The 11,982-nt window shown below is 35.0% G+C and carries 11 protein-coding genes and 2 pseudogenes; all 13 read right to left on the bottom strand.

From position 1 onward, the window contains the following. Positions 1-209: 209 nt before the first annotated feature. A complete protein-coding gene (locus CSD97_RS07805; protein ID WP_098032224.1) occupies positions 210-962 on the bottom strand; it encodes a glycosyltransferase family 2 protein in 753 nt (250 codons plus the stop codon). Positions 963-1,096: 134 nt separating this feature from the next. Continuing rightward, a pseudogene (locus CSD97_RS18955) lies at positions 1,097-1,210 on the bottom strand (NAD-binding protein); the annotation flags it as partial. 47 nt (positions 1,211-1,257) lie between these two features. After that, positions 1,258-2,379, bottom strand: a complete 1,122-nt coding sequence (locus tag CSD97_RS07815; protein WP_098032226.1) for a glycosyltransferase family 4 protein — start codon at positions 2,377-2,379, stop codon at positions 1,258-1,260. Positions 2,380-2,391: 12 nt separating this feature from the next. After that, positions 2,392-2,919: an acyltransferase gene (locus tag CSD97_RS07820; protein WP_098032227.1), complete on the bottom strand. Its 528-nt coding sequence runs from the start codon at positions 2,917-2,919 to the stop codon at positions 2,392-2,394. A gap of 17 nt (positions 2,920-2,936) precedes the next feature. Continuing rightward, positions 2,937-4,040, bottom strand: coding sequence for a glycosyltransferase (locus tag CSD97_RS07825; protein ID WP_098032228.1), 1,104 nt, complete (start codon positions 4,038-4,040; stop codon positions 2,937-2,939). Between the two features lie 12 nt (positions 4,041-4,052). Continuing rightward, positions 4,053-5,312, bottom strand: coding sequence for a hypothetical protein (locus tag CSD97_RS07830; RefSeq protein WP_098032229.1), 1,260 nt, complete (start codon positions 5,310-5,312; stop codon positions 4,053-4,055). Beyond that, positions 5,309-6,295, bottom strand: a complete 987-nt coding sequence (locus tag CSD97_RS07835; protein ID WP_098032230.1) for a glycosyltransferase — start codon at positions 6,293-6,295, stop codon at positions 5,309-5,311. The genes CSD97_RS07830 and CSD97_RS07835 overlap by 4 nt, the downstream gene beginning before the upstream one ends. A gap of 63 nt (positions 6,296-6,358) precedes the next feature. Further along, positions 6,359-7,204, bottom strand: coding sequence for a LicD family protein (locus CSD97_RS07840; protein WP_098032231.1), 846 nt, complete (start codon positions 7,202-7,204; stop codon positions 6,359-6,361). Between the two features lie 2 nt (positions 7,205-7,206). Further along, complete coding sequence (locus tag CSD97_RS07845) at positions 7,207-7,758, bottom strand: acyltransferase (protein ID WP_098032232.1); 552 nt, start codon at positions 7,756-7,758, stop codon at positions 7,207-7,209. Positions 7,759-7,764: 6 nt separating this feature from the next. Continuing rightward, entirely contained in the window at positions 7,765-9,255 is a 1,491-nt protein-coding gene (locus CSD97_RS07850; protein WP_098032233.1) for an oligosaccharide flippase family protein, read from the bottom strand. Between the two features lie 94 nt (positions 9,256-9,349). Next, positions 9,350-11,143, bottom strand: a pseudogene (locus CSD97_RS07855) (IS66 family transposase). Between the two features lie 72 nt (positions 11,144-11,215). Next, positions 11,216-11,551: an IS66 family insertion sequence element accessory protein TnpB gene (gene tnpB / locus CSD97_RS07860; protein WP_007761176.1), complete on the bottom strand. Its 336-nt coding sequence runs from the start codon at positions 11,549-11,551 to the stop codon at positions 11,216-11,218. Further along, positions 11,545-11,907, bottom strand: coding sequence for a hypothetical protein (locus CSD97_RS18915; protein WP_044469345.1), 363 nt, complete (start codon positions 11,905-11,907; stop codon positions 11,545-11,547). Before CSD97_RS18915 ends, tnpB begins: the two co-directional genes overlap by 7 nt. Between the last annotated feature and the right edge of the window lie 75 nt (positions 11,908-11,982).

Raw genomic sequence — 11,982 nt, forward strand, 5'->3', positions numbered from 1 at the left:
CACACCATCTATAGCATTGCACCCTTAGATTAGAAAAAGGGATTGTTGGTATCAGCACTGCCGAGAACCATTTCCTTATAGGCTTTGAAATGATAGTAAGTAAAGAATAATAACAATGATAGGGAGGGGGGGGGGGGGGGGTAGATTTTCTTTATGAGTTTTTCTCCATAGCCAAGAAAAGAGTGTTTCTTTAGGTACAACATTCATAATTAAATCCTCTTTAAAACTGCATTTATTGCATATCCACAAAAACAATAAGCCGCATACAATACAGATAAGCCTTCAATTTCCCGATATACCTTCCATACATCCTTTGCTGCTTTCCATTTCTTTGCTGTATTTGATGTGGAAACCAAACGATAACCGGCTAACACATCTTTCAGTCCATACGCCTTAAATCCACGTTTCATTATCAGCAACCACAAAGCCATATCATGGCTACTTTTTATCAAAGGCATTTTGAAATCACCGGTCTGTTGCCTGTCAATTATTACTGTCAAGCAGCCAATAATCGTATTTCGCAAATATTGATGATAGCTTAACGATGAAGGGACTTTTACAATATTTTCCGTTTTTTTCCCATTTTCTTCCATTACATAATAATTGGAAAATGTAAAGACATAAGAATATTGCTTCATAAAGGCCAGTTGCTTCTCCAATTTATATTCATCCCACACATCATCACTATCCAAAAAAGCGATATATTGTCCTTGTGCATGTTCTATAGCCACATTACGAGCCGCAGCCGCTCCTACATTTTTTTCCAACGAAAACAATACAACCCTTTTATCTATATTAGCAAACTTACGAACCACCTCCACAGAATTGTCTTTTGAACAATCGTCCACAATCAGCAGTTCCCAGTTGGAATATGTTTGCAACAACACGGAATTTATGCTTTCACCTATAAAACGTGCAGCATTATACGATGGCATTATTATGGAAACCAAACCCTCTATCATAGCAACTATCCAATTTTCAAATAATCAATTCCCTCCAATTCCGAAGCACCGAACATATTCCTACCGTCTATCAGTTCCGGATTCCCCTTCATTCCTTTCTTTATCATTCCCCAACTAGGCATGCGGAACTCTTTCCTTTCTATCTTCTGTGTATTCACATCTACACGCGTTACATTGGCACCCAATTCGGCAAAACAGGTGCCAGATACTAAGCCTACATAGCCAGTACCTACGATTGCTATATTCATAAAAATATCAATAAATGATTTTATATATCGAGCGTAAGGCCAACATTTTATAGGACGTGCATATAACACTCCATTGTCTTCCTTCCAATGTTTTCCCAATCATAGTATTGTTTGACACTTTCCCACCCAATCCTATTATTTTTCTTACATAGTATTTCCTCAGGATGTTGCACTAAAAATTCCAACAAAGAAGAAAATACCTCTGCTGAATTCATAGGAATGCTCCAACCTATAGGAGCTATATGAATGGGATCCAACAGCCCTCCAACATCGGTTGCAATATAGGGTATTTCTTTTTCTATAGTCGACAGTAACACACCACTTTGAGAAATAACCCGATAAGGTAACAATTGAACATCTGTAGCATCCATTATAGCTTCCAACTGTTCCGTTGGAATAAAACGATTTATAACTAGCAGATTATTATATAAGCACATTGTTTCAGAAGTAAAAACATTCCCTTTTCCTGCCACTATAAACAACACCTTGGAATTATTCTGTAAAAATGGATTATTCTCCAAAATAGATTTAACAATATCAGTTCCCTTATAATGATTTTGATATCCGATACACGAAAACACAACTCTATTTTGCACATTCCATTTGTTTTCCAATTCCATATAATACTTGTCTACAAGCGTACGGTCAACATTTGCACTTAAAAGACCATGAGGAACTACATAAATCTTTTCTGGAAGAATACTAAACTCATTAATAAGTTGCTCTTTGGTTCTTTCTACATGGACTATCAATTTATCAACTTTGTTATAATATTTAGTGCAACGCTTTTTATATGCAGTGCCACTATCATGTGGCATAACATTATGGACTGTAAATACAATACTGCCACAATATTTTTTAAAATAAGACAACACTATATAATCTATAAACCATAATCTCCACCATTGTATATGAATAACATCCGGTCGTACTTTACATACAATAAGCATTATTTTAAATATAGATATGATATAGCTTAATGCTTTTAATGCTTGCAACGAATATTCACTATATCCAAAGACATACTTATAGTTGACCTTATCTAGAATCTTTGCATCATATTTAACATTGCAACAATAGGTTATTTCAGCATTGACATTATTCAATAAGTTATAATCATATTGTGCCAAATTATAAATGGATTGCGGATCTATATATAAAACTTTCATACACAAATATGTTTATCTGAACCAGCCCCGTTGCCCCAATTTATATTTAAGGCAATCTTCCCTTTTACCAATCACTTTAGCAGGATTTCCTACTGCTATGCACATAGGAGGTATATCTTTCGTCACAACACTGCAAGCTCCAACCACAGCCCCACGTCCAATAGTGACACCCGGTAACACTGTTACGCGAGAAGCGAGCCATACATAATCTTCAATAATAACCTTACCACCTTTCGTCGCATAAGCAGGGCTATTATAATCATGTTGCAAAGACCATATATTTACATCTTGCGCTATATCAACACAATTACCAATCACAATACCTCCTCGGCCATCCAACACTACATGTTTATTTATTGTAGTGTATGCCCCAATAGATATTCGGTATGGAGTTCGAATATCCACACCTCTACAAATAGCTGTATATTTTCCTATCTGCATACGCAAGAAACGAAGAAATGAAATCCTTATATAATGGATAGGAAATATCATCACTATACTCATTATATAATGGTAAGTATCTGATATAAATTGCTTCATTGGGCAGTATTTGTCCTCTATATTTCTCGATTAAAAACTTGCTCCCATTTATCTATCACATTTTTTTCACTAAAAGCATTAAAACGCAATTTAGAAGCAATAGACATTTTTTGCCACTGATTAGAATCAGAAAACATAGATAATACACGAGCCGCATAAGTTTCAATATCTCCATCTTTAACTAAATACCCTGTTTCACCTTCAAGAATAAGATTCCTAGGGCCTACTCTAACATCAAAAGCCACTTGCGGTAAACCATTACCCATAGCTTCTAAAAGAACCATAGAAAAAGCTTCAGTGAAACTAGACATACAATAGATACGTGATTTTTGCATCCATTCAGCTACTTCAGAATTTGGTAGCAGCCCTAATAGTCTTACTGCATTGTGAAGTTTCAATTCTTTTATTCTCATTTCAAGATGCATGCGTTCGCTCCCCTCTCCAATTATATATAACTGATATTTACCTTCACTTTGCTTATCAACTAGTTTCCAAACATCCAAAAGTCGCAAAAAACCTTTTTCTGTTGACAATCGCCCTACAGCAAGAGCTATTTCTGTTCGTTTATTACTCCTTAATGAAATTTGTCTAGGAATAAAATTTGGAACTGTCACACATTTAGTATATGTATTATTACCTTTCATTATATCCATGATTTCAACACGGACATCATCAGTTAATATAAAAAAATAATCAATGCGGTTATATTTATACTTAAAATCATTTATAATTCCTTTTCTATCAATATAATCATGATGAAGCTGGGCAATCTTCAAATTATCAGAAGAAACTAATTTTGAAACCATAACACTATATTCATTCCTTGTTGAAATCACGATAGATTCTCTAATCTTTCTCAATTTCCTATACAAGGCAACTCTACATAATAGTTTTCTTCTAAGCTTATAAAACACAGAGAAATTACTCCCCGCTTTCAATGGAGTCAAATAATCTATTTTCACCAAAGGGTCAATGATTTCTGCCAACTCGTTATTTTGCAATAAAGATAAAAAGACCACTTGGTATCCTCGCCTTACTAATGCATTAGCCACGTTAGTTACACAAATCTCAACTCCACCAGTACAAAGATGTTGTAGTATAAAGTAAACCGTTTTTTTCATAAAACATTATCTCTAAATTTTAAATAAAAGTTTCTCCTTAGAAGAGAAAAACAAAAAGGCCACTACTATAGGTATTATATTATTATTAAATACTTGAACATCCCCTTTAAAGTTAAGTACCAAAAAGTTTATAAAAAAAGCATGCTTCGTATATATATCTAAATCAGAACGAGTACAATAAATTAAATAATATAAAGTATAAGTAATAAGCAGAAAACCTATTATACCATAATAACCCAACATACGATAGTAACCTATATCAACCCCTCCAAAATAATGTCCATCTGGATTGGTATATCTTCCTGCTCCTAACCAGAAATATTGTTTAATATCATCTTCCTCATACATCTCCAATAATCGATCTGTAGAAGAAGTCTGAAACGAATCTTGAAACAAAACAGAATCTATCGGATCTATCAAATAATGTTGTACTACCTTGTACATCAAAGGATCTTCAATATTGTCTACATTATTATATAATAATGCAATAGCACTTATTAATAAAGATATCCCTATCGCGCAAACCCAAATCACATTACTAAATTTTCCGTTTACAACATTTTTTACTATAAGCATACCTACACCAATAAAAATGCCGACAATTGAAAAACGGCCACTACAAATGGAAGCAAAACATATAGGTAACAATAACAATATACCATATTTGAAATCTTTCAAATGCAATATCAGATAAATAACAATAAATGTGAACATAGTAGCAATTCCAAAGAATTGATACCCACATACAGCGTTCCCCCTCAAACGCCCATAAGCTAATTCATGATTATCATTAACTGCAGATCTAAGAGGAGCCGTAAAAGAAAAAAAAGATTCACTAAATATAGCCAATATAATAATGAAGCTCTGTACTAAAAAACAATAAACAACGACCTTGCTGACATCCAAATATTTATTAACCTCAGTAAAAAAAAAGAATGAAATAATATAAAGCAAAAAACTAGAAAACACTTTAGATACTAATGACATCTCAATAGCACAAGCAATAACCGTTACTACTATTGTATAAAAAAAAAGTAAATAATAGATTTGCGGAAAAGCCTTAAATTGATACACAAACATTGCTATTCGTTCCTTGAAATTCTTAAAATAAAGAATTTCAAATACAATAAATAGCATAACCAATTTAGCGCTACTTACCATAGGGAAAATTGGAAATGCGAATATGAGAAAAAAAGCAAGAATACTATAAAGAACAATGCTACATCTTTTCTTCTGTCCTTTTTTACTAATACAAAGTATTATATCAGTCATAATACATTTCTTTTCAAAAATCTTAAAGTGTTAATCCAAGAAAAACCTGAATATATTTCTGATTTCCTATAAACTTTATATGATATATTTGCATTTAAACAAAGTAATGCCCAACGAGCGGCAATCAGTTGATTTATATATGAAGTCTGGCTGGAATAGCGAACCGACAAAAATTCCCTCAATTTCAACAACCATTGTTCTGCAGCAGCAACATCACAAATCCTGCCATTACAAATCTCATTATGCAAAACAAGTTCCTTCTCTGAAAAATCTATTCCCAGATACGCCAATAACCCCTTTCGTACTTCTTCTGCAACCCTCGCCTGTTTTGAAAGAGTTTCTGTAGTTTGTGATTTTTGAGTAATTCGATATTTAAGTAAACAACAAGGTATATTACACAATATAATATCATGCAGCAACAATCTTCCCCACAAATCATAATCTTGTGCCTTACGCAAATTTACATTATACATATAATTACGCACAACATCACTTCTCAACATAACCGAAGGATGTATCATTGGAGAAGCAAATAAAGAAGCAACCTTTACTTGTTCAGGTGAAACCGGAGTTTCATACTTTTTATAAGAAAGCACAGGGATATTACCGAATTTCTTGCCCCATGTTCCACAAACTGCAACATTGGGATGCATTTCTAGATAATCATATTGCATCTGAAATTTCGAAGGAGCTGCTATATCATCTGCATCCATGCGAGCAATATATTTTCCTCGTGATATTTCTATTGCCTTATTCAAAGAATGAGCAAGTCCCACATTTTCTTTATTAAAGACAAGTTCAATTCGACTATCAATGTTTTTATAATATTGAAGAATATTTATCTGCTCATCTCCCCGTGGATTATCATCCACAATAATAAACTCAAAATCCTTAAATGTTTGATTTAATATTGAAGCTATAGCTTGCTTAATCCAAGCAACAGGCTCATTATATACACTCATTATTACCGATAAAGTAGCCATAGAATTTTTTATTTTTGATGTCCTATCTTATAAAAACAAAAACTCGCTATTAAGTACAGCCTCTTATCCTTTACCAAGTTCTCTTATCCTACACAAAGAAGATTCAAATTCCTTCATTCTTTCACAAATATTCAAATACTCGTTATAATTTCCATACATTTGTTTCAACAAGTTGTCATAACCAACTGGAACACTAAGTAACATACCATTTTGCAGTGTCACCAAATCAATACTATCAAAAAATTTTTTTTCCAATAATAATCCATATTCATCAATATAAAAAGGGGTATCATTTTCAGCCAAAGAAACTGCTTTTTTTTGTAATCCATCAACATACCATATTGGAACAAAGCTCATAACCTCTTTTTTAAATCTTGCATATAGCCGTTGAGGTTTTCCCTGCCTCCATTCTAAATATTTTATCGGACAAAGTTTCCAAAGTCCCCACACCTTACATTTATTATAAAGTTGTTTCATTCTTTTCAACTTAATAGGGGATGAGGGGGCTCCCCAAAGCCAAAACACATCAACATGCAGTACTTCACTACTATACCCCTTAGGAGCAATACGCATCATAAAATGCCTGTGTTTTTTACTTTTATACCTTGTTACATAATAATAATCCTCTGGCAAATTTTCGTCAAGAGCACTAATAAGTCTTTCAACATCTTCGTATTTTACCCATAAATCCACATCGTAATCCCAAGGTATTTGTCCTTTATCCCTTATTGCTCCCAATAAAGTACCATATGCAAGATAATAATCAATATGCGACTGAATGCAAACGTTATGAAATGCATTCAATGTATCAAGAACTAATTTTTGATAACAAACAAATTCATTAAAATCATTTTCCAACTTTTCATGCATTTCCTTACGGAAAATAGCTTCTGTTTTAGACAATTCCATATTTACTGCTTTTGTAATCGTTTCACAATTTGAGCAGGAATGCCAGCTACTACTACAAAATCGTCTGTAATATCCTTGGTTACCACCGCACCTGCAGCCACAATAACACCCTTTCCTATAATCGAAACTCCTGGAAGCACTATTGAATTCACACAAAGCCAAGTACCATCAGCTATATAAACATCTTTCTCTATATGGCTAACTGTTCCTATTAATCGCTTCTCAATCCATTCAGATGTATCCATCATTCCTGCAGTAATCTGCGAACCACGCGACATTGTCACGTGATTACCAATGTAAATTTTTCCACGAGGACATATTTGAGCACCATTATTTATGCTAAAATGAGTTCCGATATATATCTTTTCAGGATCATGGATCAAAGGATTCCCATAAATCTGCAAATGTTCTCCACATTCCGCAAATGCATATTTATACCATCGAGAATTTCGTTGCCCATCTCGTACATATTTGCGCTGCAATTCAGTAACATAATACAATCCATACCGTTTTAAAAAAAAATCAAACAGTTTTTTTACTTTTTTTCTTATCATACTTAACTACTTATGTGAAAAGAAAGCAATCATATAACGCTTCATTTGTTCCTTATATACAAGAGAGACACATCCTATATATACAAAGATTACCAATATCTTATATAAAATATTCGACCAGGAGAATGATTCCACATTACTATAAGAAGGAATGATGGCAACTGCCATAAATATCATAGGCACTATTGACAAAACTATAAATTTTACAAAAGAATAAACAGACTTCGAATCAGAATATACCACTGGAATAACAATAAAAAGCCGAACGAAAATTGCTATAATATCAGCAACAATAGACCCCAAGATACCATAAATCGGAACCAACCAAAATGTTATAAATATATTTATAACACTACCTATGACAGTTGTGATGAAAATAAATTTAGTCTTACTTTTATTGTAATATAAAAAATTATTATAAAAATAAAGAGGACTTTTCAATGCTATAGAAAAAACCATAATTGGTACATATAGCCACGATGATAAATAACTTTCACTGGCCATTAATAAGACTGCCTCTTGCGCAAAAGAACCAATAATAATATATATCAATCCATACACCCACATTAATAGATAAGACATTCTTGCTATATCAGTTAACGCTACTCCAGCATCATTTGTATCGTGATAGAAATCATTTAGACGATTAAACATCCAAGGTTGAAAAGCAGATTGTACCGAACTTAATGCAATATCAGCAACCCCTCCAAATTGTGAGGCAAGACTAAAAAGACCTAAAGTAGAAACAGACATCTTACTATTAATGATAATCCTCGTTACAAAACTTGAAATATTATATGACACAGAATGTGGCACAATTGGCAATGAATATTTTAACAAGTCCTTTAAAATCTTTCTATCTATACAAAAAACAAACAACTCATGCTTAATCAAATCAACAAACATGATTCCTACCATTATTACATTCACAAATAAAGTAGCATATAATATACCGACAGCTCCCATATTCAGCACAACAACTGTTAATATATTTCCCACTAAAATCATGAAGAAAAACACATAAGTCAGTAGTACTGATTTACGAGCTTGCTGCATTCCTTTTAAAGCATCTTGATATACAGAATAAAGAGAAGTAACAAAAGATATCAATATAGCAAGAAATATCACTGGATAAAAGTCAATTCCTTTAAAAATACAGGAACACCAATAATTTCTAAATAGGAATAATCCACATAAAAAAACAATTCCTCCCCCTCCTATTGAACATATGATTGTTCCAAACATACGAGCGACCTTAGACAAATCATTTTTCAAATCTGCATAAAAACGAATCACAGCATATTGAAATCCCATAGTTATAATACAACTCACTACAGCTGTAAAACCACTTGCTAAATTTAGAATACCATACTGATCTGGTTGTAGATAAGCCGTATATAGAGGAATCAAGAAAAACGAAAACACTTTTAGCAACATATTGCCAAAAGTATAAAACACTGAATTAGCCAATACTGATCCAATACTGCCTTTTGCCATATATATTTGTAAGCACTCAATTTAGGGCATCCCCCTTCGAAAGGGCACTTTTCAGTGCCCTAAACTGAGTTTTGTTAATTAATTAGTTTTGAATTTAACATTGGCTGGCAGCCAAAGTGATTTTGTCAGGAACCATGTTAACATAATCCCTGCACCCGTTAAAGATATTTTTGAAAAAAGTTCCGATGAAGTTCCAGATAGAACTGCCATGAAGCTTTACCGTTCCTATCACACTGTGATAAGTTGCTGCCATCTCTGCACCGGCATCACTACCATAATGAAGTGAATTGTTGCGTTGAGTGGTCAGCTTTCGAATGGTTCGCTCAGCCAGGTTGTTGTCTATAGGTAATTCACCATCATCCAAGTAAGCAAAAATCTCTTTCCAGAACCGGTTCAGATAATTGAGAGCTTCTGTATAATACCGGCTTCTAAATTCTGAATCCCTTGACAGTTCACTATCCAACAAGCTGCGCAGCTCTATCAGGAGTTCCTTAGTTTCCAGGCTTTGCCTTTCTTGAAACCTTTCTTTTGGAGTTAACCCGGCAGCATCGTATTTACGCTCCCTCATAAAGAACTCCTTTAAAATTTCGGAAAAGCGTTCTGCAGTCGGTTCACTACCCTGATTGGAAGCCTTGACAAACTTGTTTTTGGCATGTGACATACAAACCTGATGTACAGTATCTTTAAACCGGGCTGACTTCAGCTCATCGCCGATAAACACATAAGCATTGTATCCGTCGGACATGATGCTCTTCAACTCTGCATCACCCAAAAAGTCTGTAAGTACATCACGACCGCGCGAGCCATTCTCATAGAAGAAAATGGCTGTTTTCTGAGCCTTGTTGACCAGAACCCAAATGTAGCACTTCTTATAGTGATCATATTTACGCACTTTACACCAGGTTTCGTCGCAGTTCACAATCGAGTCTTTTTCCAAAGCTATAGTCTTCAATACACAGACCAGTTCGTCCAGGTATTTTTTGCCCTTCTTAAGCCAGTTGCGCAATGTGTTTTTGGAAACGGTCATGCCCATATCTGTCAGCCATTGGTGAAGAAGACCGAAAGTCACATTCTTTACATAAACTTCATAGGCAATAGCCTGCAGAAACTCCGGAGTAGCTTTAGTACCCTCGAATTTAGTCACCACCTCCGGATGGCCTTCAGAAGGGAAATAGCCTCACTTGGGCTTTTTACCAGGCTCTGCATAATGAACCATCTCGAAGCATTCTTCCGTCAAGAAAGTACGAAAACTGAATACCCGTACCATTCTTCTTTCAATGAGGCGACCGGGAACCTTTGTCAAATCGGAAGGATGCTCTGTCGCCTCTCCAACTACTCCCATCCTTTTATAACCGTCAGGGCGATTGGATAAATCACGCTCTTTCTTGGAAGACTCTTTTACCTCTTGAGATGGAGCATGACCAACTGAATCCGTACGAAGCGTATCATCGGTTCCATCATAATCATCTTTCTCCTTCCAGCGGTCTGAATCACTTGTTTTAGCTTTAGATTGTATCTTTTGACGTCTATCACCAAAACGTTCCTGATGGGCATAATCAAGTTTTTCCTGAAGTGATTTTATCTTACGCTCAGCCGATTTGCGAAGTTTATGCTCTTCCGATAACCGATTCTCAAGGTCAGCATGTTTCGATTCCATAGAGGACACCTGAGCCTTCAGATCCTTCATCTGAGCCATAAAATCCTCCAAAACAAGCTTCATGGCATCACTTGTCAACCGAAGATCCTGATTCTGTTCGGCAAGGTATTGTATGTATCGCTCTTTCTGATCCTCTGCCATACCTGCACTATAATTTATAGGGTTGCGTGAGTAGGTTTCCCTACTCAACAACTCTCGTTTTGTTGTAATTATATCTTGCAGATCGATCATACTTAAACCTTTGATTTACAGCATTAAAGGTAATAAAATAATCGCAAAACCGCAAGTGGATAAATAGATTGATTATCTGATTTTTAATGTTTTAACTATAGGATTCTCAAGAATCAAAACCACGTCCTTCCAGGCAATCCGATAAACAGTATCTGCCCCGTTCCGCTCCACCTTCATGAACTGATAGCCTGCTACAAACTTCTTTTCGAACAGACTATATGAACGATTATCAAATGAAAACATACGGACTATCCTGCGATTGCGAGACATGACTATAAAGACGTCTCCATCATTGGGCTCACGGTGAAGCCGTTCACGAATGACAGACAACACACGGCTGTGCTTACAACGCATATCGGTAAAATCACGGACATAATAAAAATGATTCAGACCGGTAACACTCAACATAACCCCTCCAACTGCTCTACCATACGAACCAAATCCGGGTAGCTTAAATTCTTTTGGGACAAATGCAAGCCATTGCTGATACGAATCTCAACCCAAATACGAACCGGGTGATCATTTCTGCCTGGTGATACCGGTTGAGATTGATCAATGGCACTGGATTTTTCCTCATGACCGATTACAGGAACACCATCAACCTGGACTTCAACTACTTTTTTACGGGTATCCCTGTACCATTTCTGAAAGATGTTATAAGGAACTTTGTTCTTAACACAAAACGATTGGAGAGATTCTCCATGAGGAAAAGCCTCGGTCTGGTACTGAAAGTAAAACCTTTCAAGATCTTCACTGCTATACATAAATTCTAAAATTTTTGTTCGCAGCGAAGATAGAGATTTCAATTATGAGCCAATTTTTGACTGCTTACTATATAT

It is taken from the genome of Bacteroides sp. AR29 (assembly GCF_900217715.1).
In the GTDB taxonomy this organism is placed as follows: Bacteria; Bacteroidota; Bacteroidia; order Bacteroidales; family Bacteroidaceae; genus Bacteroides; species Bacteroides uniformis.

Excerpts from the sequence above, each read along its gene's own strand:
- CSD97_RS07805 (WP_098032224.1), bottom strand. The coding sequence starts at position 962 with ATGATAGAGGGTTTGGTTTCCATAATAATGCCATCGTATAATGCTGCA.
- CSD97_RS07815 (WP_098032226.1), bottom strand. The coding sequence starts at position 2,379 with ATGAAAGTTTTATATATAGATCCGCAATCCATTTATAATTTGGCACAA.
- CSD97_RS07820 (WP_098032227.1), bottom strand. The coding sequence starts at position 2,919 with ATGAAGCAATTTATATCAGATACTTACCATTATATAATGAGTATAGTG.
- CSD97_RS07825 (WP_098032228.1), bottom strand. The coding sequence starts at position 4,040 with ATGAAAAAAACGGTTTACTTTATACTACAACATCTTTGTACTGGTGGA.
- CSD97_RS07830 (WP_098032229.1), bottom strand. The coding sequence starts at position 5,312 with ATGACTGATATAATACTTTGTATTAGTAAAAAAGGACAGAAGAAAAGA.
- CSD97_RS07835 (WP_098032230.1), bottom strand. The coding sequence starts at position 6,295 with ATGGCTACTTTATCGGTAATAATGAGTGTATATAATGAGCCTGTTGCT.
- CSD97_RS07840 (WP_098032231.1), bottom strand. The coding sequence starts at position 7,204 with ATGGAATTGTCTAAAACAGAAGCTATTTTCCGTAAGGAAATGCATGAA.
- CSD97_RS07845 (WP_098032232.1), bottom strand. The coding sequence starts at position 7,758 with ATGATAAGAAAAAAAGTAAAAAAACTGTTTGATTTTTTTTTAAAACGG.
- CSD97_RS07850 (WP_098032233.1), bottom strand. The coding sequence starts at position 9,255 with ATGGCAAAAGGCAGTATTGGATCAGTATTGGCTAATTCAGTGTTTTAT.
- tnpB (WP_007761176.1), bottom strand. The coding sequence starts at position 11,551 with ATGTTGAGTGTTACCGGTCTGAATCATTTTTATTATGTCCGTGATTTT.
- CSD97_RS18915 (WP_044469345.1), bottom strand. The coding sequence starts at position 11,907 with ATGTATAGCAGTGAAGATCTTGAAAGGTTTTACTTTCAGTACCAGACC.